This window comes from Tistrella mobilis KA081020-065 (assembly GCF_000264455.2).
Lineage (GTDB): Bacteria > Pseudomonadota > Alphaproteobacteria > Tistrellales > Tistrellaceae > Tistrella > Tistrella mobilis.
Genome location: NC_017966.1, coordinates 1 through 21,165, shown reverse-complemented (window position 1 = coordinate 21,165; position 21,165 = coordinate 1). Strand labels below are relative to the sequence as shown.

At 68.6% G+C, this 21,165-nt stretch carries 25 protein-coding genes; 24 read left to right on the top strand and 1 reads right to left on the bottom strand.

The features are described from left to right. The first annotated feature begins 2 nt into the window (after positions 1-2). The 24 genes from TMO_RS20935 (at position 3) to TMO_RS20825 (ending at position 19,962) form a co-directional block, all read left to right on the top strand. Positions 3-896 (top strand): ABC transporter ATP-binding protein, encoded by an 894-nt coding sequence (locus tag TMO_RS20935; protein WP_014752785.1) that lies wholly within the window; start codon positions 3-5, stop codon positions 894-896. After that, positions 893-1,675 (top strand): ABC transporter permease, encoded by a 783-nt coding sequence (locus TMO_RS20930; RefSeq protein ID WP_014752784.1) that lies wholly within the window; start codon positions 893-895, stop codon positions 1,673-1,675. Before TMO_RS20935 ends, TMO_RS20930 begins: the two co-directional genes overlap by 4 nt. Then, a complete protein-coding gene (locus tag TMO_RS20925) occupies positions 1,657-2,427 on the top strand; it encodes an ABC transporter permease (protein WP_014752783.1) in 771 nt (256 codons plus the stop codon). Before TMO_RS20930 ends, TMO_RS20925 begins: the two co-directional genes overlap by 19 nt. Before the next feature lie 21 nt (positions 2,428-2,448). Further along, positions 2,449-3,213 (top strand): class II aldolase/adducin family protein, encoded by a 765-nt coding sequence (locus tag TMO_RS20920; protein WP_014752782.1) that lies wholly within the window; start codon positions 2,449-2,451, stop codon positions 3,211-3,213. Between the two features lie 73 nt (positions 3,214-3,286). After that, positions 3,287-4,129, top strand: a complete 843-nt coding sequence (locus TMO_RS20915) for a TauD/TfdA dioxygenase family protein (RefSeq protein WP_014752781.1) — start codon at positions 3,287-3,289, stop codon at positions 4,127-4,129. 313 nt (positions 4,130-4,442) lie between these two features. Beyond that, on the top strand, positions 4,443-5,795 hold the full coding sequence (locus TMO_RS20910) for an ammonium transporter (RefSeq protein WP_014752780.1): 1,353 nt from the start codon (positions 4,443-4,445) through the stop codon (positions 5,793-5,795). A gap of 273 nt (positions 5,796-6,068) precedes the next feature. Further along, positions 6,069-6,350, top strand: a complete 282-nt coding sequence (locus TMO_RS20905) for a hypothetical protein (RefSeq protein ID WP_014752779.1) — start codon at positions 6,069-6,071, stop codon at positions 6,348-6,350. A 183-nt stretch (positions 6,351-6,533) separates the two neighbouring features. Next, entirely contained in the window at positions 6,534-7,157 is a 624-nt protein-coding gene (locus TMO_RS20900; RefSeq protein ID WP_014752778.1) for a hypothetical protein, read from the top strand. Beyond that, complete coding sequence (locus TMO_RS20895; protein ID WP_014752777.1) at positions 7,154-7,606, top strand: phage baseplate assembly protein V; 453 nt, start codon at positions 7,154-7,156, stop codon at positions 7,604-7,606. Before TMO_RS20900 ends, TMO_RS20895 begins: the two co-directional genes overlap by 4 nt. Before the next feature lie 4 nt (positions 7,607-7,610). Beyond that, positions 7,611-7,904 carry a PAAR domain-containing protein gene (locus tag TMO_RS20890; RefSeq protein WP_014752776.1) on the top strand — a complete coding sequence of 98 codons (294 nt, stop codon included), beginning with the start codon at positions 7,611-7,613 and terminating at the stop codon, positions 7,902-7,904. A 5-nt stretch (positions 7,905-7,909) separates the two neighbouring features. Next, the gene (locus tag TMO_RS20885; protein WP_014752775.1) at positions 7,910-8,293 is read left to right on the top strand and encodes a GPW/gp25 family protein; all 384 of its coding nucleotides are present in this window, start codon (positions 7,910-7,912) and stop codon (positions 8,291-8,293) included. Beyond that, positions 8,290-9,186 carry a baseplate J/gp47 family protein gene (locus tag TMO_RS20880; protein WP_014752774.1) on the top strand — a complete coding sequence of 299 codons (897 nt, stop codon included), beginning with the start codon at positions 8,290-8,292 and terminating at the stop codon, positions 9,184-9,186. The genes TMO_RS20885 and TMO_RS20880 overlap by 4 nt, the downstream gene beginning before the upstream one ends. Then, positions 9,179-10,027, top strand: a complete 849-nt coding sequence (locus tag TMO_RS29835) for a phage tail protein I (protein WP_014752773.1) — start codon at positions 9,179-9,181, stop codon at positions 10,025-10,027. The genes TMO_RS20880 and TMO_RS29835 overlap by 8 nt, the downstream gene beginning before the upstream one ends. Positions 10,028-10,040: 13 nt before the next feature. After that, entirely contained in the window at positions 10,041-12,173 is a 2,133-nt protein-coding gene (locus TMO_RS29830) for a phage tail protein (protein ID WP_014752772.1), read from the top strand. 3 nt (positions 12,174-12,176) lie between these two features. Beyond that, complete coding sequence (locus tag TMO_RS20865; protein ID WP_014752771.1) at positions 12,177-12,989, top strand: hypothetical protein; 813 nt, start codon at positions 12,177-12,179, stop codon at positions 12,987-12,989. Positions 12,990-12,999: 10 nt separating this feature from the next. After that, positions 13,000-13,476: a hypothetical protein gene (locus tag TMO_RS29825; RefSeq protein ID WP_014752770.1), complete on the top strand. Its 477-nt coding sequence runs from the start codon at positions 13,000-13,002 to the stop codon at positions 13,474-13,476. Between the two features lie 3 nt (positions 13,477-13,479). Continuing rightward, the gene (locus TMO_RS20855) at positions 13,480-14,655 is read left to right on the top strand and encodes a phage tail sheath subtilisin-like domain-containing protein (RefSeq protein ID WP_014752769.1); all 1,176 of its coding nucleotides are present in this window, start codon (positions 13,480-13,482) and stop codon (positions 14,653-14,655) included. 91 nt (positions 14,656-14,746) lie between these two features. Continuing rightward, positions 14,747-15,250 (top strand): phage major tail tube protein, encoded by a 504-nt coding sequence (locus tag TMO_RS20850; RefSeq protein ID WP_014752768.1) that lies wholly within the window; start codon positions 14,747-14,749, stop codon positions 15,248-15,250. Between the two features lie 81 nt (positions 15,251-15,331). Further along, on the top strand, positions 15,332-15,637 hold the full coding sequence (locus TMO_RS20845) for a phage tail assembly protein (protein ID WP_014752767.1): 306 nt from the start codon (positions 15,332-15,334) through the stop codon (positions 15,635-15,637). After that, a complete protein-coding gene (locus TMO_RS32870; RefSeq protein WP_081599066.1) occupies positions 15,562-15,771 on the top strand; it encodes a GpE family phage tail protein in 210 nt (69 codons plus the stop codon). The genes TMO_RS20845 and TMO_RS32870 overlap by 76 nt, the downstream gene beginning before the upstream one ends. A gap of 13 nt (positions 15,772-15,784) precedes the next feature. Next, on the top strand, positions 15,785-17,503 hold the full coding sequence (locus TMO_RS20840; protein WP_014752766.1) for a phage tail tape measure protein: 1,719 nt from the start codon (positions 15,785-15,787) through the stop codon (positions 17,501-17,503). After that, the gene (locus tag TMO_RS29820) at positions 17,487-18,737 is read left to right on the top strand and encodes a phage tail protein (RefSeq protein WP_014752765.1); all 1,251 of its coding nucleotides are present in this window, start codon (positions 17,487-17,489) and stop codon (positions 18,735-18,737) included. Before TMO_RS20840 ends, TMO_RS29820 begins: the two co-directional genes overlap by 17 nt. After that, positions 18,734-18,961 (top strand): tail protein X, encoded by a 228-nt coding sequence (locus TMO_RS20830; protein WP_014752764.1) that lies wholly within the window; start codon positions 18,734-18,736, stop codon positions 18,959-18,961. Before TMO_RS29820 ends, TMO_RS20830 begins: the two co-directional genes overlap by 4 nt. Then, on the top strand, positions 18,961-19,962 hold the full coding sequence (locus tag TMO_RS20825) for a contractile injection system protein, VgrG/Pvc8 family (RefSeq protein ID WP_014752763.1): 1,002 nt from the start codon (positions 18,961-18,963) through the stop codon (positions 19,960-19,962). Before TMO_RS20830 ends, TMO_RS20825 begins: the two co-directional genes overlap by 1 nt. Positions 19,963-19,995: 33 nt before the next feature. On the opposite strand, the gene TMO_RS20820 is transcribed toward TMO_RS20825, so the two are convergent. Continuing rightward, a complete protein-coding gene (locus tag TMO_RS20820) occupies positions 19,996-21,165 on the bottom strand; it encodes a zinc-dependent alcohol dehydrogenase (RefSeq protein ID WP_014752762.1) in 1,170 nt (389 codons plus the stop codon).

Genomic DNA, 21,165 nt, shown 5'->3' with positions numbered 1-21,165 from the left:
TGATGCCCCCCTCCTCCACCAGCACCGCGATGGCGCCCTCGTCGTCTTCCGTCTCCTCTGCCGCCACGGCCCCGGCCGTGGCGGGGGAGAAGCCGCCCCTGCTCGAACTGGTCAATCTGTGGAAGCGGTTCGGCGACGGCCCGGCGCAGGTGACCGCAGTCTCGAACGTCAACCTGAAGATCCGCGAGGGCGAGTTCGTCTGTCTGGTCGGCCCCTCGGGCTGCGGCAAATCCACCCTGTTCAACATGGTGGGCGGGCTGCTGCCGGCCGACGATGACGGCTCGATCCTGATGCATGGCCGGCCGATGGCCGATGGCGCCCTGCTCGGCAAGGTGTCGTTCATGCCGCAGCGCGATCTTCTGTTCGCCTGGCGCAATGTGGTCGACAACGCCATCCTGGGGCTGGAGGTGGAGGGCACGCCCAAGGCCGCCGCCCGCGCCAGGGCGCTGGAGATGCTGCCGGATTTCGGCCTGAAGGGCTTTGAGAAGCACTATCCGCACCAGCTGTCGGGCGGCATGCGCCAGCGGGTGGCGCTGATGCGCACCTTCCTGTTCGAGCGCGACATGATCCTGCTCGACGAACCCTTCGGCGCGCTGGATGCGCTGACCCGGGCGATGATGCAGCGCTGGCTGCTCGACATCTGGGCGCGCTATCGCCGTACGGTGCTGTTCATCACCCACGACATCGACGAGGCGATCTTCCTGGGCGACCGGGTGGTGGTGATGACGTCGCGTCCCGGCACGATCAAATGCGACGAGGTGATCGAGCTGCCACGTCCGCGCGATGCCGGTATCGTGACCTCGCCCGAATTCATCGAGATCAAGCGCCGCCTGCTGGGCGCGATCGAGGAGGAAGCCCGCAAGAGCTTCGTCTCCACGACCGGGGGTGCGGGATGAGTGCCGCCCGGGCATCCGGCGGGCCGGCGGCACGGGTCTGGCAGGCGGTGCGACTGCCGCTGCTGACCATCATCACCCTCGCCATCCTCTGGGAAGGCATCACCCGGATCTTCGAGGTGCCGGCCTCGTTCTTCCCGCCGCTGTCGGTGGTGCTGGCCGATGCCGCCTCGGTCTGGTCCTATCTGCTGCGCAGCACCGGCCGCACCTTCCTTGAAACCGTGCTGGGCTTCCTGACCGGATCGGCCTTCGGCATCTTCTGCGGCGTGGTCTTCGCCTATTCCCGCAATCTGGAACGGGCGCTTTTTCCGCTGTTCGTGGTGTCGCAGACCATCCCGGTCATCGCCTTCGGCGCGCTGGTGATCATCTGGTTCGGCAATACCATCCTGTCGAAGGTGATCATCGCCTTCTACGTAACCTTCTTCCCCGTCACCGTGAACACGCATCGCGGCCTGCTGGGCTGCGACCCGCAGAAGGTGGCGCTGATGAAGAGCTTCGGTGCCGGCGAGTGGACCATCTTCCGCAAGCTGCGCTTCCCCACCGCCCTGCCGGTGATCGCGGTGGCGCTCCGGCTCGGCATCTCGCTCAGCCTGATCGGCGCGATCGTGGGCGAATGGTTCGGCGACACGGTGGGGCTGGGCGTGATGCTGATCCAGGCGATGTACACCGAAGCCGTGCCGCGGCTCTGGGCGATCATCCTTGCCTGCGGCCTGCTGGGCTCCGCCCTCTATACCGTGGTCTCCCTGTTCGAAAGGAAGTTCATATGGTGGCGGCAGGATTGAACATCGGCGCGGTTCTGCGCGAGCGGGTCCTGCCGGTGGTCCTGGGCCTGGCGGTCATCGGCGGCATCTGGGAGGCCGCCATATGGGCCTTCGACGTGAAGCCCTATGTGCTGCCCTCGCTCACCGCCATCTTCGGCGCCACCATCGACGACCTGCCGATGATGCTGACCGCCCTGCAGGCGACGCTTTATGAAGCGGGCCTCGGCTACGCGCTCGGCACTGCCATCGGTGTGGCGCTGGCCATGCTGATGGTCTTCCTGCCGGCGGTCGAACGCGGATTGATGCCGGTTGTGGTCGCGATCAATTCGGTACCGGTGGTGGCCTATACCCCGCTCGCGCTGATCTGGCTGGGGATCGGCCCGGCTTCCAAGATCGCCATGGTCACGCTCGCCGTGGGTTTCGTGATCCTGGTCAACACGCTGCACGGGCTGAAGCGGCCCGAAGAGGCGGCGATCAACCTGATGCGCAGCTTCGGCGCCGGCCCGATCACCATCATGGCCAAGCTGCGGGTGCCGGCGGCCCTGCCCTCGGTGGTGAACGGGCTCCGGGTCGCGGTGGTCCGTGCGGTGCTGATCGCGATCGTGTCTGAAATGCTCGGCGCCTATGCCGGTATCGGCTGGGTGATCTTCCAGGCCACCCAGCAGGTCGATTTCCTGCTGGTCTGGGCCGGCGTGCTCACCGCATCGGTCGCCAGCATGATCCTGTACCTGCTGCTGGTCTGGGTCGACCGCAAGCTGGTCTGGTGGCAGTGATTTCCTGAAAACGAGGACATGATGTCCGTCTCCGACCATCCCGCGACCGAAGACGAGCTGCGCCGTCAGCTGGCCGCCTGCTATCGCCTCGTCGCCCATTTCGGCATGGACGACCTGATCTACAACCACATCTCCGCCCGGGTGCCGGGGAGCGATCACCACTTCCTGATCAACCCCTATGGCATGTTCTTCCGCGAGATCACGGCAAGCTCGCTGCTCAAGATCGATCTTGAGGGCAACAAGCTGTGCAATGGCGCAGGCGAGGTCAACCGGGCCGGGTTCGTGATCCATGCCGCCATCCACCGTGCCCGCGCCGATGCGATCTGTGTGCTGCATCTGCATTCGGACGCGGCAACCGCGGTTTCGGCCCTGCCCGAGGGGCTGCTGCCGGTCAGCCAGTTCGCGATGCATTTCCACAACCGGATCGGCATCCACCCCTACGAAGGCGTGGCGCTGGATCTGGAGGAACAGGACCGGCTGGTGGCCGATATCGGCCAGCACCGGGTGCTGCTGCTGCGCAATCACGGTTTCCTGACCGTCGGCCAGACGATCCCCGAGGCCTTCATGCTGGCCTATTACTTCGAGCGCGCGGCCCGGATCCAGCTGAAGGCCCAGGCGGCCGCGGCGGCATCCGGCGGCAGTCTGGCCCTGCCGCCGCCCGAGGTCTCGGAAAAGGCCGCCCGCCAGTTCACCGAATTCGCCGGCGACATCAAACGCCCTGGCTTTCGCGAATGGCCGGGTTTCCTGCGCCTGCTCAGAGACGTCGCCCCCGGCTACGCCGACTGACGTCGTGGCCCCTGGCTACGCGGATCAGAGACCACCGACAATTCCCCCACGTCTGCACGGAAGGATCAGTCTCATGGAGATCAAGGAACTCTCGCCCGTGATCGGCGTCGAGATCCTGGGCGTCGACGCCTCGGCGCCGATTTCCGATGCCATGGTCGCGGAGATGCGCGACCTGCTGAACACGCATTCGGTGCTGCTGCTGCGCGGCCAGAACCTGACCGAGGCCCAGCACATCGCCTTCTCGCGCCATTTCGGCGATCTGCAGATCCACGTGCTGACCCAGTACCTGACGACGGCGCATCCCGAAATCTATGTGTTGTCGAACGTCAAGGAAGCCGGCCGCTCGATCGGCAACCACAAGGAGGGCTGGAACTGGCACTCCGACTGGTCCTATCTGGAGATCCCCTGCTTCGGATCCGTGCTCTACGCCCGCGAATGCCCGCCGGAAGGTGCTGACACCCTGTTCTCGTCGATGCATGCCGCCTGGGAGGCGCTCGACCCCGAGATGCAGGCGAAGATCCGCCATCTGAAGGCGGTGCATTCCTATGCCGGCTATTACGACAAGGCCTTCGGCGATCGCGAGCCGCTGACCGATGCCCAGCGCGCCGCCACCCCGGATGTCGTGCACCCGGTGGTGCGCACCCATCCCGAGACCGGCCGGCTGTCGCTCTATGTGGGCGAGGATATCGTGAAGGAGATCCTGGACCTGCCGGCGGACGAGGCGGCCGCGCTGCTCGCCACGCTCAACGCTCATGCGATCTCGGACGAATTCGTCTACCGCCACAAATGGCAGGAGGGCGATCTGCTGATTTGGGACAACCGCTGCACCATGCACAAGGCCACCCCCTATGACGATGTGAAGTACCGGCGGATCATGCACCGGACCACGATCAAGGGGACCGACCGGCCGGTCTGACCGCCCGGGTCCACCCGTCGCAAAAGCAGCGCTGCATGCCGCCCCGTCCGCCCGGACGGGGCGGCATCTGCGTCTCTGCCCATATGTGACAATTGCCTGCATTTTAGGCGTCTGATCATTCAATGAGCGTGCACCATGCTGCACCGCCGTGGCCGACCAGGGTTTTTCGGGTGAGTTTTCCGTGACTTCGGAAATTGGCGCGAAGTTTGCCTTATGGGGCGGTGGCCGCGTCCGGGCCTCACCGGCCCGCCGATGAAGACCGACTTTCGACCGCTTCGCAGTCATGCAGTTCCTCGAGGACCAGGGGATAGTAATGAAGCACCTGAAAACCCTACTCGCTGCGGCGCCCGCCCTCGCCTTGTCGGCGCTGCCGGCCTGGGCGCAGGATGCGGCACCCGCAGCCGCAGAGGCGGCCACCGAGGCCGCCGTGACGATGGACAAGGGCGATACCGCCTGGATGATGGTCTCCACCATCCTGGTCCTCTTCATGATCCTGCCGGGTCTGGCACTGTTCTATGGCGGCCTGGTGCGCGCCAAGAACATGCTCTCGGTGCTGATGCAGTGCACCATGATCACCGGCGTGGTGATCATCGTCTGGACGCTCTGGGGCTATTCGATGGCCTTCGGCGATGCCCCCAGCATGTTCTGGGGCGGGCTCGACAAGGCCTTCCTCGCCGGCGTCACCATGGACAGCGTCGCCGCCACCTTCACCGACGGCGTGGTGATCCCGGAATACGTGTTCATCTGCTTCCAGATGACCTTCGCCTGCATCACCCCGGCACTGATCGTCGGCGCCTTCGCCGAGCGCATGCGCTTCACGGCGGTGGTGCTGTTCGTCATCCTGTGGGTCACCTTCGTCTACTTCCCGATCGCCCACATGGTGTGGGATTCGGACGGCATGCTCTTCGCCTGGGGCGCGCTGGATTTCGCCGGCGGCACGGTCGTGCACATCAATGCCGGCATCGCGGGCCTGGTAGGCTGCATCATGGTCGGCAAGCGCACCGGTCTCGGCCGTGACATGATGGCCCCGCATTCGATGACGCTGACCATGGTCGGTGCTTCGATCCTGTGGGTGGGCTGGTTCGGCTTCAACGCCGGTTCCAACCTGGAAGCCACCGGCGGTGCCGCCCTTGCCATGATCAACACCTTCACCGCCACTGCCGGCGCGCTGGTCGCCTGGGTGGTGATCGAAAGCCTCGCCCGCGGCAAGGCCTCGATGCTGGGCGCCGCCTCGGGCATCGTCGCCGGCCTGGTCGCCGTCACCCCGGCCGCCGGCCTGATCGGCCCGGTGGGCGCGATCGTGCTCGGCATCATCGCCTCGGCGATCTGCTACTTCTTCGTGACCGTGGTGAAGAACAAGCTGGGCTATGACGACAGCCTGGACGTGTTCGGCGTGCACGGCATCGGCGGCATCATCGGCGCAGTCGGCACCGGCGTGTTCACCAGCGCGTCGCTCGGCGGCATCGGCTATGCCGACGGCGTGACCATGGCCGACCAGGTCTGGACCCAGATCCTGGCCGTGCTGGTCACCATCGCCTGGTCGGGCATCGGCAGCCTGATCCTCTACAAGATCGTCGACCTGATCGTCGGTCTGCGCGTCAGCAAGGAAGCCGAGAGCGAGGGCCTGGACCTGTCCAGCCACGGCGAGGCCGCCTACCACAGCTGATCCCGCCGCCCCGACAGGGGACCGTCGGACGATCTCAGACCCCCGCCATCCAATCGGATGGCGGGGTTTTCGTTTGCGGCCGCAAACCGGCCGGCAGTTGCAGCACCGGGTATGTAGAGACGCCGCTCCGGCCTCTGCTATGCCGCATCCCGTGAACCTGACGACAAAACCGGAGCACGGACATGATCACGGAACCCGAGACCACCCAGCCAGGCGCAGCCCGCATCGCAGCGCTTATCGGTGCCGAGGCCACAGATCTGCTGATCGGCAGCTATGGCGGCACCCGCCGCTACATTCCGTCCGCCGGGCGCCTGGACCGGGGGCCACTGGCTGTCGGCCCTGATCGGGCCCGAGGCCGCGACCCGGTTCTGCGACGCCTTCGGTCCCGGCCATCTGACCCTGCCGCGCCACCCGACAAACCGGGCCGATCGCCGCCGCCTGATCGGCGACGCCGCAGGCCCGGCGCATGCGGTGGCGCGCCGCTTCGGCGTGACCGAACGCTGGGTCTATGCCTGCCGGGCGGCCGTTCGGGCCGCACGGCGCGCCGGGGCCTGATCACCGGCAGCGCCATGCGGTCGCATTTCACCTGAACCGGTACAGCGCATGCCCGGCGCCGGTTCCGGGCCATCATCCCCCTCGTCACCCCGGCAGGCCGGCCGCGTATCCGGCCGGTCCGCCGGGCAAAGCGGGGCACCGGAAGACCGGTGTCCCGGCTCCTTCGACGAGGAACGGCCCCACATGTCCACCCGACGTCTTCAGATGCTGCGCGACCGGATGACCGGGCTGATCGCCGCCTGGCTCCCCGAGGCTGCCGTCTGCCGGTCCCATCCCGGTGCCGTGGATGCCGCGGTCGCAGCCGCGCTGATCGGCGCGGAGCCGGCCGGCACCGAGGCACTGGTGACGGTGATCGTCACCGGCCTCGGCCGCGGCCGGATGATGGATGACGGCCGTCATCTCCATGCTGCGGCTCTGGCCGCCTGGATCGCCACCCGGCATGACGACGCCGGCGATCGCGATCGGGCTGCGCTGGATCTGGTCGAAGCGGTCACGGGCCGCCTGCCGCTCGCCGCCCCGCTGGCCGATCCGGCCGGTGTTGCGGAAGACGACGAGCCGGCACCCGGTGCCCCGCATGACGTTGCCGCCGGTCTGTACACGCCCCCGGCTGCGGATCCAGCCATCTGCCTCTGGCGGGTCGAATGGCTGCAGGAGGTGGTGCTGGGCGAGGCACCGGCCGAGCCGGTCGACCCATTGCCGACGGAGATTCTGGCGGGCTTCGCTCCGCGGATCGGCCCCGATCACGTCGCGGACTACGTGCCGGTGACCGGCCTGGACGATCCGGATGCAGGCGGAGGCCAGCCATGAGCCCGGATCTCGCTTTCCGAGTGAGCGAGCTGGAACGCCGGCTCGTCAACCTGCTCCGCCGCGGGGTGATCGCCGAGACCGACCCCGCCAATGCCCGCGCCCGCGTCCGGTCGGGTGAGCTTTTGACCGCCTGGCTGCCCTGGATCACCACCCGCGCCGGCGGTGATCGCAGCTGGTGGGCACCGGAACCCGGCGAGGCCGTGGTGCTGCTCTGTCCTGAAGGCGAGCCGGGGCTGGGGGTGATCCTGCCCGCGCTTTATTCGACCGGCGCACCGGCACCGGCAGCCTCGGCCGATATCCACCGCACCGTCCATGGCGACGGGTCGAGTGTCACGGTCGACCGGGCGGCGAAACGGGTGGTGATCGACCTTCCCGGGGATCTGGTGATCCGGGCCGGCGGCACCATTCATGTCGACGCCCAGGCGATCCGGCTTCTGGAAGGAGGCTGACCCCATGCCGCCCGTGACGCTGAAAGGCGATGCCTGCACCGGCCATGGCTGCTGGCCGGGCCGCCCGTCGATCGAAGGCGAGACGCGGCTGACCGTGGGCGGCCGGCCGGTCGTCCTGGTCGGCCATGCCTTCGCCGCCCATACCTGCCCCGCCATTCCCGAAACCCATGGCGGCGTGCTTGCAGCCGGTGCGCCGCGTCTGACGGTCGGCGGCCGCGCGATCGGCCGGATCGACGATCCGGTCTCGTGCGGCAGCCGGGTTGCCGAGGGCGAGGCCCGGATCCTGATCGGAGACTGACCGCCATGACCCTGACCACATTCGCGACCGCCGTCGCCGACGGCGGCATCGGTGGCAGTTCGCGCGCCACCGGCCGGCCACTCGGCGGGCTGGACCATGTCCGCCAGTCGATCCGCGACATCCTGACCACACCCAAGGGCAGCCGCGTGCTGGTGCGGGATTACGGATCCGACCTGCCGGCGCTGATCGACCGGCCGCTGGGTGCGGCGCTCGCCGCTGATGTGGCGGCAGAAACCGCCGATGCGCTGGCGCGCTGGGAGCCGCGGATCCGGATCGACCGGGTCCGGCTGGTCGCGGCCGACGCTGCCACCGGCCGGCTGGAGATCGCCATCGACGCCGTCTACCGCCCCGACGGCCGCCCCCTGGTTCTTGAAGGACTGATCCTGTGACCGACGCGCCGCTCAACCTGTCGCGCCTGCCCCGGCCGGATGTGGTGGAAACCCTGACCGCCGAGGCCATCCGCGACGAGATCATCGCCGACCTCGTGGAAAAAAGCCCCTCGCTGGAGGGCGCCTTGCAGCTGGAAAGCGAGCCTCTGCGCAAGCTGGTGGAGGTGGTGGCCTATCGCGAGCTTCTGCTGCGCCAGCGGGTGAACGATGCAGCACAGAGCGTGATGCTGGCCTATGCGACCGGCACCGATCTGGATCATCTGGCGGCGCTTTACGGCGTGTCGCGGATTGCCGATGAAACCGACGACCGCCTGCGCAGCCGCGTGCTGACCACGCCCGACGGCTGGTCGGTGGCCGGCCCCGCCGCGGCCTATCGTGCCCGGGCACTGGATGTGTCGGTCGATATCCGCGATGCGATCGCGACCTCTCCGGCACCCGGAGATGTGGTGGTGACCGTGCTGCCGGAATGGCGACCGTCGGGCACGCCTGAAGATCAGGCACGGCTGACCGCCCTGCTCGATGCCGTGCTCGACGCCGCCAACGACCGGACCGTCCGGCCGCTGACCGACCGGGTGAGCGTCGCCGCCGCAAGCATTCTGCCCTACCGGGTGGTGGCAAAGCTGACCATCACCAGCCTGCCCGATGCCGAGGTGATCATGGCCGACGGCACCGCATCGGTCGCCCGCTATGTCGAGGCCCGCCGGATGCTGGGTACGCCGGTCGCGATTTCGGGCCTGATGCAGGCCCTGCATCAGGGCGGGGTGGAACGGGTCCGCCTGCTGGAACCGGCAGGCGATCTGCTGCCCGAGGCCCACGAGGCCGCCTGGTGCGAGGCGATCGAGGTGACGCTGGACACCGATCCGGCCGATGGCGGGACGGTGGGCGATGAGTGACGGCTTCAAGGGCCTGATGCCGCCCAACGCCACCCGCCTGGAGCGGCGGCTGGACGAGGGTTTCGCCCGCATCGGCGATGTGCCGGTGCCGATCGAGCCGCTTTGGGATGTGGATGCCTGCCCCGAGGACCGGCTGCCGTGGCTCGCCTGGGCGGTGGGGGTCGATTACTGGCGCCCGGGCTGGCCGGCCGAGGTCAAGCGCAACGTCATCCGCAGCATGCTGAAGACCCGCGCCACCCGCGGCACCCCGGCCGCCGTCCACACCGCGCTCAGCGCCCTCAAGACCCGGATCTCGCTCAGAGAATGGTTCGATCCGGGAGTAGAGGGGGCGCCCTACACGGTGCTGGTCGATGCCTATGCCAACGACTACGCCGATCGCGGCCCCGACTGGACGATAGACGATCTGGCGCGCGATCTGACCGAAATCCTGCAACGCACGGCACCGGCCCGGGTGCATTTCGACCTGCGCATCGGCGCCGATTTCGGCGCCGGACCGCAAATCGGCGGCGCCATGCGCCGCTCGACGCTGGTGTCGCACGACCTGTCCGCCACCCCGGAGCCCCGGGGATCGGTGCGGGTCGGCCAGGCGGTCGCCGCCCGGCTCACACGGCCGGCAAGCCTCACCCACGGAACGGCCGCCGTGCCCTTCCGCCATCTCTCTGCCGCGGCGGGGCCGGTGCATCGGATCGGTGCCGCCCTCACCCGCCCGGCAGCCCTGGCCCACACCCGATCGGAGGTCCCCTTGGCCGACATCGAAGCACAGGTCGACCTGCACCTGTATCCCGCCGCGATCCTCCGGCGCCCGGTGGTGCTTGCCACCGCCATGGCGGCCGCATCCTGACGAGAGGACGTTCATGACCACCAATCTCCAGGTCGTTACCACGACCGCCGGCCAGCAGGCGATTCTCGACGCCGACACGGCCGGTCTGAAACTGAAGATCACCCATGTCGCGGTGGGCGATGCCGGCTACACGCCGCTTGCATCCGCCACCGCCCTCACCTCTGAAAAAGCGCGGGTCGAGATCGCCCATGCCGAGGTCGACCCGCAGAATCACCAGCTGGCGCTGTCTGCGGCGATCGTCGACGACGGCGAATACTGGATCCGCGAGGTCGGCTTCTTCGCCGAAGACGGCACGCTGGTCTGGCTCTGGTCGATGAGTTCCGGCGCGCTCGGCTACAAGACCGCGCCGGTGCGCTTCCTGCTCGGCCTGACGCTGACGGTCACCGACGTGCCACTGGGCGCGATCGAGATCGTCGATCAGGGCCAGCCGCTGGACCTTGCCATCGAGCCGGCGATCGCCGAAAGCGCCACCGCCGCCACGGCACTCAGCGCCGCCTTCACCGACGAGGGCCGGCGGGGGCTGGAGCGGGATGCCGAGATCCGCGACATCAAGGAGCAGCTGCGCCTTATCGGCCAGGAAACCGAACAGTACCGTCTGCTGCTGGAGCGGCAGGTCGGCGAGCGGGTCGCATCGACCGAACGACTGGCGGCGAGCCTGGCGCTCTCGGCCGCATCGGCCGCCGAATCGCAGGCCGAAGTGCTGCGCGCCAACGGCCAGTCCGGCATCATCGTCACCCGCCAGTACAACATCCGCAGCCGCGGCGAAGAGCCCTGGTACCGGCCGACCACGATCGGCTATGCGGCGCTGAACGCCCATGATCACGCCAATCTGGCGGGCGTGATGGGCCTCGCGGAACTCGGCATGGTGGTCAACGGCTGGTACCTGCGCACCCGCCATAACGACTATGTCGACAACACGCCGGCTGCGAAAGGCAGCGGCTATCTGGCGGTGCGTCGCCAGGATCCGGTGACGGTGCCGGCGTCGGTGACGGGTACGCCTGCCGAACAGATCACCAAGATGCGCAACCTGCTGCACAAGGTGACCGATGGCAGCATCGCCGATGCCGACGCCCAGCATTTCCGCTGGGACCTGGCCTATGCCGAGGTCTGGTGGGAGGTGCTGCCCGAGAGTGGCGGCGTGGCGGACTCGTTCTATTCCCCGCGTCACCAGGCCGACGATACCTCGGCGGCGGGGCTGCTGAACACCATCCAGATGATCGACACCACCGGTGCCAAGCTGCGGGCCGAGAACAACCCGTTCGTGCCGGTGGCCGTGCGGTCGATCCGCGGCCGGCCTCAGATCGCTGTGCTGCGCTACCGCATCCTGACCCGCACCGTCTCGACGCTGAAGGATCACAAGATTTCGGACATGGTCGCCTTCGTCGACGATGTGCCGACCCGGATGCGCAGCGAAGTGCCGGCGGATGTGGAGGGAAGCCGCTATGCCCGTTTCGCGCTGAAGACCCCCGACACCTGGATGGAGAAGATTCCGGGGCTCGATGGTGCCGGCGCCAGCCTGCTGGAAGAGTATTTCGAAGACAGTGAGTGGAAGCAGATCACCGGCTGGAGCGCCGGCACCACGCTGAACGCCGCCTATTACAGCCGGCGTGCCAGCCTGAGCGTGCCGGATGCGTCAGGGCGCACCGGTTTCCACCGCGGCTTCAACGATCCCACCCTCTGGGCCGCCCTGACCACGCAGGAACGCGTCTCGGGCTTCGAGCGCGACGGCCGCACCTATCGGGCGAGCTGGGCGATCCCGCTGGAGTTGATCCTGCGCACGCCGCTGGAGAGCTGGAACCCCTACGGCATCCCCGAACAGACCACCATCACCGGTGCCGGCACCGAGGCTTCCCCCTACAACGGCTATCGTGCCGCCAGCGTCAACTGGTTCACGCCCGATAGCCTGTTCCAGGGCGAAACCGCGGGCGACGACGCCGACACCAGCGCCGGCGCACGCTTCGCCCTGGATGCCGACGGTACCACCCGCGCGGTCCGTGCCAGCGGTGTCCGGGTCTTCCTGCCACCTGTGTCGAAGGACGGTGGCGGCACCACCCTGATCCGCACCCGCTACCCCGTCCACCCCGTCTACCACGAAGGGTCGCCTGCCTATATCGAGGCAATGGCCCGCTTTGCCGAAGGAGCCTGATCGATGGCCTTCACCGCCCTCGAAACCGAGATCGCCGCCCTGACGGGCAAAGTCGACTCGCTCTACGAGACCTATCGCACCAAGGCGCAGACGATCGACCAGTCGGTCGCCAATGCGCTGAACGCGATCCCGAACAATTCGAAGACCTACTATCTGAATGCCGCAACCGGTGCCGACACCAATTCCGGGACCAGCAGCAGCCAGCCCTTCCGCACTCTTAAAGCCGCCTGTGATGCCGTGCCGGTGGGTGGTCACGGGATCATCTATCTGGCGGCTGCGCCGCATGTTTACGATATCGATGCGGACATCTATCTGCGCAGGAAGACGATCCAGTTCCGTTCTCAGGCCAACCTGACGACCGGCAACAGGCCGATCATCCGTCAGCGGCTCAGCGCAGATGAGAACGAAGTCTATGGCTTCTATGTTCAGGATGCATCGGTCTCCTTCGTCTACTGCGCGTTGGAAACGGCGACCCCCGCCGATCTGGAGACGGTGCCGTCCGATGGCCTGGTCCGCCGCATCGATATGATGGGGGCCCTGGTCGGGGTGCTGTTCTGCGACATCACGCTCGGCACGACGTCGTTCGTTAACCGCAGCTCCGGCACCGCCAGCATGTGGCTGCAGATCTACGGCAGCACCATCACCCGCAGCACTGCCGGGCGGGGCGTGCTGCTCAATGCCGCACAGCAGCCGGCGATCTTCGGCGCATCGAACAACGTCCTGCCCGAAGGCCTGACCTATAGCGACCTCATGGCCGGTCTGAAGACCGATGCAACCGGCCGCGTCTACAACGTCCTCTCCTCCACCGAACTCTGAGGCTTCCCCTATGGATATCATCTATGACGGGCGCCGCTATGCCGGCGTGACCGATGCCGATGCTGCGGCCATGCTGGGCCTGCCAGCCGGGGTTTATGCCGCAGCCGCGCTTCAGGATGCCCGCGAACAGGGCCGGCGCGCGATCGACGCGGCTGCGGTTGCCGCCCGTGGCCGCCATGCCAGCCCGCTCGCCGGCCAGGACGGCATTTACCAGATGAAGGCGGAAGCCGCCGCGGCCTTCGTCGCGGCCGGCCGGCCGGCCGACGCCTCGGCCTGGCCGATGCTGACGGCCGAGGCCCAGGCCCGCGCCATGACCGTGGCCGCGCTGGCCGACGAGATCCTGGCCGCCCGCACCGCCTGGATCGCTGCCGCCGCCAATATCGAGGCCATCCGCGTCTCGGCCAAGCAGGGTCTGGACCTGCTGGACGATGCCACCGCGATCGAGGCCGCCGTGACCGCGGCGCGCACCGCACTCAGGGGATACTGATCCATGGCCACCGATTTCCTCCATGGCATCGAGGTGCTTGAGGTCGACGACGGCATCCGGCCGATCCAGACCGTCCGCTCCTCGGTGATCGGCCTGATCGGCACCGCACCCGACGCGGTCGCCGCCGACTGGCCGCTCGACACGCCCGTGCTGGTGACCAATCGCCGCCAGCTCGCCGGCCTGGGCGACAGCGGCAGCCTGCCCAAGGCACTGGCCGGCATCTATGACCAGGCCGGCGCCGTGGTCGCGGTGATCCGCGTCACCGAAGGCACCGACGAGGCCGACACGCTGGGCAATGTCGCCGGCAGCAGCCTCGACGGCACCGGCGTGCACGCGCTGAAGGCGGCACAGGCCGTACTCGGCGCCTCGCCGCGCATCCTGATCGCCACCGGCTTCACCCATCAGGGCACCGATGGCGGCACACCCGCCAACCCGGTGGTCGCGGCCCTGCTGTCGGTCGCGCCGTCGATGCGGGCGGTGGTGATCGCCGACGGCCCGGCCACCACCACGGCCGCCGCCCTGACCTATGGCCAGTCGCTCGGCTCCGACCGCCTGTTCGTCGTCGACCCCAAGGTCATGGTCTGGTCGCAGGAAACCGATGCTGCCGTGGCAGAGCCCGCCTCTGCCCGCGTTGCCGGGCTGATCGCCCGGATCGACAACGAGCGTGGCTTCTGGTGGTCGCCCAGCAATCACGAGATCGCCGGCATCGTCGGCATCTCGCGCCCGGTCGATTTCGCGCTGTCGGATTCGAATTCGGAATCCAACCTGCTGAACGAAGCGAAGATCGCCACGATCATCCGCAACAACGGCTTCCGCCTGTGGGGCAACCGCACCACGGCGCAGGATCCGCTCTGGCAGTTCCTGCCGGTGCGCCGTACCGCGGACCTGATCTATGACAGCATCGAACGCGCCCTGCTCTGGGCGATGGACCGGCCGCTGTCGCGCCAGCTCTTCGCCGATATCGAAGGCAGCGTGAACGCCTATCTGCGCGAGCTGATCGCGCTGGGCGCCATCGTCGGCGGCAAGGCCTGGCTGGACCCGGACCTGAACACGCCGGCCACCCTTCAGGCGGGCAAGCTCTATGTCGATTTCGACATCGAGCCGCCGGCACCGCTGGAGCGCCTGACCTTCCGCGCCCATCGCAACGCCGAGTACTGGACCGAAGCGCTCGCCGTCTGAGTGGAAAGCCTGCCCCGCCGTGCGGCGGCTCCCGCGCGGCGGGCGGCCATTCCACCTTCCCGATCCGCCCTGAACAGAGAGGCGATTTTCCGTGGCAACGCTGCCCAAGATCCTGCGCGCCTGCGCGCTTTATGTCGACGGCCGGGGGTATCTCGGCCGCGCGACCAAGCTCACCCTGCCCAAGCTGACGGTCAAGACCGAAGATTTCCGTGCCGGCGGCATGGATCTGCCGGTCGAGATCGACATGGGGCTCGAAAAGCTGGAAGCCAGTTTCGAACTGGCCGAGCTGTCCGCGACCATGATCGAGCATTTCGGCCTGTTCGGCGCCGAGATCGGCATCACCGCCCGTGGTGCGGCCTCGGACGGTACCGAGGCCGAAACCATCGTGGTCGACATGCGCGGCCGCTGGAAGGCCGTCGATCCCGGCGACTGGACGCCGGGTGAAAGCGCCGCCACCACCTACACCGCGGCCCTCAGCTATTACCGGCTGACCATCGGCGGACGGGAGCTGGTGGAAATCGACGCGCTCAACATGGTCCGCCGCATTGGCGGTATCGACCAGATGTCCGATCTGCGCACGGCGCTCGGCGTCTGATCCGGACCGGAAGGCGGGGCCGCAGATCGCCGGCCCCGCCTTCCCTCCCCCCCCCCTTTCTCCACGTCAGGATCTTCCGCCATGACCGACACCGTGACCATCCGCCTCGACACGCCCGTCACCGTCGACGGCGTGCCCACCGACCAGATCGTGCTGACCCGGCCGCGGATCGGCCAGCTGCGCGGCGTGAAGCTGCTCGACGTCTACCAGATGGAGGTGGGCGCCGTGGCCGAGCTGATCTCGCGCACCTCGACGCCGGTGCTGGACCCCGCCGTGGTCGATGGGCTCGATCCCGCCGACTTCACCCGGCTCTGCGTGGGTCTGCTGGGTTTTTTCGGCAGCGGCTCCGGGTCGACCCCGACGACCTCGCAGCCGACCTCGCGCTGATCTTCGGCTGGCAGCCATCCGAGCTGTCCGCCCTGACGCTGGACGAGGCGATTGCCTGGCACCGCCGGGCGATCGCCCGTGCCCATCTGATTCTGACGCCGCAGATGCGCGGCACCACGCCATCCCGCAGATGACCGGAGACATCCCATGGCAGAGAACAGCGCGCCCGCAGCTGCCGACCGCGCCGAGGTGATCGCCGCGGCGGTGCGGCGCTATGGCGAGGGCATTCGCCAGACCTATGACGATCTGGGGCGGGTGACCGGCTTTGCCTCGGGCATTCTGAACGCAATGGGCCCCGCGATCGAGGTCTCGACCCGGCTGCAGAGGCTGGCCACGATCACCGGCACCGCACCCGACACCCTGACGAGCTATATAGCGCCGCTGAACGAGACGGCGACACAGACCGGCGGAGATGCAGCCCGTCTCACCGCCGCCTTCGAGGTGCTGGTGCGTAACCGCACCGACCCGGCCGGGGCGCTGGAAACCGTGCAGGTGATCGCCCGGACCGATCAGGCCACCGGCGCCGGGGTGGAGGCGCTGACCGGCGGCGCCATCGGCCTCGCCCGCGAGATGGCACTGGATCCGGCAGAGATCGGCATCGCCTTCGAGATGCTGAACCGTGCCGGCGTGGCGGGCCGGGTCACCGACTTCCGCAGCGCCGTCCCTGCCCTGCCCGCCCTTGCCGGCACGGCAGCCGGGATCGGTCTGACCGGTACCGGCGGCGTCGCCAGCCTGGCCGCCGCCCTTCAGATCGCAGGCGCTGACGGTGCCGAAGCGACCGCTGGCATGGCCGCCCTGCTGCAGGCGCTGAAAAGCCGGGCGGTGTCGACACGTGCCGATGCGCTGGGCGTCGATATCCGGGCCGCGGTCCAGGCTGCACAGGCAACGGGCGCCGATCCGCTGCGCCGGGTGCTCGACGACATCCGCCGCGCGACCGGCGGCAATCTGCCGGATCTGGATGCGCTGTTCGGCGATGAACTGGCGGCCAGCACAGCCGCTCGCCTGATGACCGGCGGCGAAGATTACGATCGGCTGCGCACCAGCGTGCTGAGCGCAGGTGCCGGCCTGCCCGGGCGCGGCGGCGTGGCACAGGGCGCACCGCCGGGATCGCTGGAAGCGGCGGCGGCGCGTGTGGGCGAAAGCGCTGGCGGTTCCGTCCAGCGCATGACCGCCGCCTGGGAAGGCAGCGTATCCACCCTGTTGACTGCGATGGAACCGGATCTTGCCCGCATCGCCGACGTGGTGACCGACCTGCTGAACGGCATCAACCGGCTGATCGAGGCCATGCCCGGGCTGACCTCGGCACTGGTCCTGGCCGCGGGTACTGCGACGGTGGCGGGAACGGTCGGCGGCGTGGCGGGCCGGGTCGGCGGGGTGGCAAAGACGGCTGGCGGTCTGATCGCCCGACTGGGTAGCGGCGCCGGGATCATGCGCTGGTTGATGCCTCTTATCGGCCCCGTGGTCATGTCAACCGTCGCCAAACCCCAGGTTCTGGCAGCCCTGGCCGCAACCGGCCTCATCGTCTACTTCTGGGACGATATCGTCGCAACCGGCAACGAGCTTTTGAGCGGGGCCAGCACCGATCGGGCGGGTTCGCACGGCAACGTCGTCTCTCTGCCCATGCCCTCCTTCGACGGTGGGATCATCCGTCAGGACGGGACCGAAGAGCAGGTGGCGCCCCTGCCACAACTGATGCCGCCTCAACCGGTCATGACTGCCACCGGCCATACACCACCCGCCATCAGCCACACCTGGAACGTGACGATCAACGTCACCGGCCCCGCCGATGGCCAGCGCATCGCGTCGGAATTCCGGCAGGGCGTCCTGAACAATGACTGGGGAGTGCTTTATGACCACGATCTCTGATCCGGGCATCCGGCGCCGCATCGCCGCCCTGGTGGGCGTTGCCCCCCATCTGCTGGAACCCGGCGGCGGCGCCACTGCGGCCCAGCGTCGCGCCTTCGACGACACCGTTTCCGCCATCCTCCGCATCCAGGCGGAAAGCGGTCAGGACCCCGATGCCCTGACCGGGGCGCTGACCTGGCTTGTCGGCCGCGGCACGGCGCTGTCCGGCGCCCTGCTGGCCCTCAGGCCCTCGGCGCTTGCGGCCCTCGCGGCCGGGGTGGCGCTCGACGAGACGATTGCGGTGTCGGCGAGCCTGATGCAGCAGGCGAAGATCCCGGGCAGCGATATGGCCGCCGCCTGGGACCGGCTGCTGCAATCCACCCTCACCGCCGACGACGGGACCGGCGATCGGCCAGTCGCGATGCGGGCACTCGCGGCCGATCTGCCGCGGCTTCTGGCGGCAGCGCCGCGGCTGGGGCTGAAAGGCATGGCGCTGGTCGACGCGGTCGGGGCCGCCGCCCAGGTGATGCTGCGCGGCCAGGGTCGGGCCGATGCCACAGCCGGGGTGATGCTCGGCTGGATGAACGGTCTTGCCCCCGGAGCTGCCGACCCGATGCTGGCCGCGCTGGAAAGCGTGGCACGCGACGGGCTGCCGGACGGCATGGCGGCGGGATCGGATCTGGGGGCGATGCTGGGCCGGGCCGCCGGCCGGCTGGATCTTCACGGCCGGGTCCGGAGCGCGATGGCGGCGGCAGATGGCGTCGTCGCGCAGGTGGCGGCGACCATCTATGTCCCGCCCGGGGTGGCGGCGGCGCTCGGCGGCATCGCCGAGGCGGCCGGCATCGTACCGGCCCAGCTTGCCCGGCTCGGCCGGTTCGGCTTCGGCCTGTCCACGGTGGCCTATACTGAACTCCGCCGCGCAACCGCCTGGCGGTGGCCGGCACAGGACCGGATCGGCCGCGCCCCTGCCCTGCAATATGTGGGCCCCGGCACCGACGAGATCACCCTGCCGGCCACCCTTCATCCCTGGTGGCGCGGCGGGACCGGCCAGATCGAGCAGCTGCGTGCGATGGCAGCCGAAGGGCAGCCGCTGCTCTTCACCCTGTCCGACGGCCGCGTGCTGGGCTTCTGGGTCATCACCCGCATCGATGAGACCGGCCGGGTCTTCGGGCCGGGCGGCCTTGCCCGGGCGATCGATCTGCAGATTTCGCTCGCCTATTATGGCGAGGACGACCCCACCTCGGAGGCCGCATGACCACGCTCTACCGCACCATCGACGGCGATGTGCTCGACCGCATCTGCTGGCGGCATTACGGCCGCCATGACGTGGTGGCCGAGGTGCTGGCCGCCAATCCGGGCCTGGCCGCGAAGGGCCCGGTCTATCCTGCCAACCTTGCCGTGCTGCTGCCCGATCTGCCGCGAGCGACGGCCGGACGCACCATTCCGGTGGCGCGCGAACGGGTGAGGCTCTGGGACTGATGCGCCCGATTTTCCGTCTGACGGCGGGGGATGCCGATCTCACCCCGCTGCTCGCCGACCGGCTGATCTCGCTGACGGTCAGCGATGCCGCCGGCATGCATGCCGACACGCTGCGGATCGTGCTCGACGACCGCGACAGCCGCATCGCCTGGCCGCGAACCGGCGTCGACCTCAGCCTCTGGCTGGGGCTGGGCCGGCCCGAGCTGATGGGCCGGTTTCAGGTCGACGGGCTGGAACATGCCGGCCCGCCGGCCCGCATGACGATCATCGCCAGCGCCGCCGCCTTTGCCGCCAGCCTGAAGGAGCCGCGCACCCTGGGGCGCGACCGGATCACGATCGGCGACCTGGTCGCCGGGATCGCCGGCCGTCACGGGCTGACACCGCGCGTGTCCGAAGATCTGGCCGGCCGGGTTCTGACCCGGGTAGACCAGACGGGTGAGAGCGACCTGAACCTGCTGACCCGGCTGGCGAAGGATCATGACGCGGTGGCGAAGCCGGTGGCCGGCCGGCTGCTGTTTGTCTCTGCCGCGCGCGGCCGCAGCGCCGGCGGCGAGCTGCTCGACCCGATCGCCCTGCCGGCCGAAAGGCTGACCGACTGGGCGCTGTCCCAGACCGAACGCCCGGCCCATGGCGCGGTGATCGCCGCCTATACCGATACCGCAACCGGGGAACGGCGATCGGAACGGGTGGAGGTGCCCGGTGCCGATCCATCGGCCCCGGCACGCACGCTCCGGCGCAGCTTCGCCTCGGCAGAGGACGCCCGGGCCGCCGCCCAGGCCGCCGGCGAAGCCGCAGAACGCGCCCGTCGTCGGCTGCGCCTCACCCTTCCCGGCGATGCGGCGCTGCGGGCCGAAACACCGGTCGAGGTCTCAGGCATCCGCACGCCGGTGGATGGCCGCTGGTCGGTGGTCACCGCCACCCATACGCTGGACAACCAGGGATATCGGGTGGTGCTGGAGTGCGAACCGCCGACGGCAGAGGAAGAGAACGGGGCCGGGTAGAGGGGAAGCGTGTCGGTCAGAACCGGGGCGGGCTCAGGGCCGCAGCATCACCTTCACGCAGCCATCGGCCTTGTCGCGGAAGGTGGCATAGAGATCGGGCCCGGCATCCAGCCCGGCCTGATGGGTGACCACGAAAGAGGGATCGAAGCGGCCCGAGGTGATCAGTTCCACCAGCCGCGGCAGATAGCGCTGCACCGGCGTCTGGGCCATGCGGAAGGTCAGGCCGCGATTGATCGCCGAACCCATCGGGATCTTGTCGAGCAGCCCGCCATAGACGCCCACGATCGAGACCGTGCCGAAATTGCGGCAGCATTGGATCGCCTGACGCAGCACATGCGGCCGGTCGGTGCCCATGAAGGCTGCAACCTTCACCCGGTCGATCACGGCATCGAGGCCGCTTCTGGTCTCGGGCTCGGTGCCGACAGCGTCGATGCAGGCATCGGCGCCGCGGCCGCGGGTCAGTTCCTGGATCCGGTCGTAGATGTCCTCGGCCATGAAGTCGAGCGTCAGCGCCCCGGCGGCCTGTGCCATGGCCAGACGCTCGGGCACGGTGTCGATGGCGATCACCCGGCCGGCCCCCAGCAGAAAGGCGCTGCGGATCGCCATCTGCCCGACCGGCCCGCAGCCCCAGACCGCAATGGTGTCGTCGGGCTGGATGTCGCAGAACCCGGCCGCCATATAGCCGGTGGGGAAGATATCCGACAGGAACAGCGCCTGTTCATCGGGCATGCCATCCGGCACCCGGATCGGCCCGACATCGGCATAGGGCACGCGCAGATATTCCGCCTGCCCCCCGGCATAGCCGCCCAGCAGGTGGGAATAGCCGAACAGCCCCGCCGGGGACTGCCCCCAGAGCTTCTTCGCATCGGCCGCATTGGGGTTGGAGCGCTCGCAGCCCGAGAAGAAACCGCGCCGGCAGAAGAAGCATTCGCCGCAGGAGATGGTGAAGGGCACCACCACCCGATCGCCGACCGACAGCGCCTGATTGTCGCGCCCGACCTCTACCACCTCGCCCATCGCTTCATGCCCCAGCACGTCGCCATGATGCATCGACGGCATCACCCCGTCAAAGAGGTGCAGATCCGATCCGCAGATCGCGCAGGAGCTGACGCGGATGATCGCGTCCCGGCCGTGTTCGATGGCGGGATCGGGAACGGTTTCGCAGCGGATATCGCCCTTGCCGTGCCAGGTGAGCGCCTTCAT

Excerpts from the sequence above, each read along its gene's own strand:
- TMO_RS20935 (WP_014752785.1), top strand. The coding sequence starts at position 3 with ATGCCCCCCTCCTCCACCAGCACCGCGATGGCGCCCTCGTCGTCTTCC.
- TMO_RS29835 (WP_014752773.1), top strand. The coding sequence starts at position 9,179 with ATGAGTGACGGCTTCAAGGGCCTGATGCCGCCCAACGCCACCCGCCTG.
- TMO_RS20920 (WP_014752782.1), top strand. The coding sequence starts at position 2,449 with ATGTCCGTCTCCGACCATCCCGCGACCGAAGACGAGCTGCGCCGTCAG.
- TMO_RS29820 (WP_014752765.1), top strand. The coding sequence starts at position 17,487 with ATGACCACGATCTCTGATCCGGGCATCCGGCGCCGCATCGCCGCCCTG.
- TMO_RS20905 (WP_014752779.1), top strand. The coding sequence starts at position 6,069 with ATGGCGGCACCCGCCGCTACATTCCGTCCGCCGGGCGCCTGGACCGGG.
- TMO_RS20865 (WP_014752771.1), top strand. The coding sequence starts at position 12,177 with ATGGCCTTCACCGCCCTCGAAACCGAGATCGCCGCCCTGACGGGCAAA.
- TMO_RS20840 (WP_014752766.1), top strand. The coding sequence starts at position 15,785 with ATGGCAGAGAACAGCGCGCCCGCAGCTGCCGACCGCGCCGAGGTGATC.
- TMO_RS20820 (WP_014752762.1), bottom strand. The coding sequence starts at position 21,165 with ATGAAGGCGCTCACCTGGCACGGCAAGGGCGATATCCGCTGCGAAACC.
- TMO_RS29825 (WP_014752770.1), top strand. The coding sequence starts at position 13,000 with ATGGATATCATCTATGACGGGCGCCGCTATGCCGGCGTGACCGATGCC.
- TMO_RS20830 (WP_014752764.1), top strand. The coding sequence starts at position 18,734 with ATGACCACGCTCTACCGCACCATCGACGGCGATGTGCTCGACCGCATC.
- TMO_RS20910 (WP_014752780.1), top strand. The coding sequence starts at position 4,443 with ATGAAGCACCTGAAAACCCTACTCGCTGCGGCGCCCGCCCTCGCCTTG.
- TMO_RS20885 (WP_014752775.1), top strand. The coding sequence starts at position 7,910 with ATGACCCTGACCACATTCGCGACCGCCGTCGCCGACGGCGGCATCGGT.
- TMO_RS20845 (WP_014752767.1), top strand. The coding sequence starts at position 15,332 with ATGACCGACACCGTGACCATCCGCCTCGACACGCCCGTCACCGTCGAC.
- TMO_RS20930 (WP_014752784.1), top strand. The coding sequence starts at position 893 with ATGAGTGCCGCCCGGGCATCCGGCGGGCCGGCGGCACGGGTCTGGCAG.
- TMO_RS20895 (WP_014752777.1), top strand. The coding sequence starts at position 7,154 with ATGAGCCCGGATCTCGCTTTCCGAGTGAGCGAGCTGGAACGCCGGCTC.
- TMO_RS20890 (WP_014752776.1), top strand. The coding sequence starts at position 7,611 with ATGCCGCCCGTGACGCTGAAAGGCGATGCCTGCACCGGCCATGGCTGC.
- TMO_RS20915 (WP_014752781.1), top strand. The coding sequence starts at position 3,287 with ATGGAGATCAAGGAACTCTCGCCCGTGATCGGCGTCGAGATCCTGGGC.
- TMO_RS20925 (WP_014752783.1), top strand. The coding sequence starts at position 1,657 with ATGGTGGCGGCAGGATTGAACATCGGCGCGGTTCTGCGCGAGCGGGTC.
- TMO_RS20825 (WP_014752763.1), top strand. The coding sequence starts at position 18,961 with ATGCGCCCGATTTTCCGTCTGACGGCGGGGGATGCCGATCTCACCCCG.
- TMO_RS20855 (WP_014752769.1), top strand. The coding sequence starts at position 13,480 with ATGGCCACCGATTTCCTCCATGGCATCGAGGTGCTTGAGGTCGACGAC.
- TMO_RS20900 (WP_014752778.1), top strand. The coding sequence starts at position 6,534 with ATGTCCACCCGACGTCTTCAGATGCTGCGCGACCGGATGACCGGGCTG.
- TMO_RS29830 (WP_014752772.1), top strand. The coding sequence starts at position 10,041 with ATGACCACCAATCTCCAGGTCGTTACCACGACCGCCGGCCAGCAGGCG.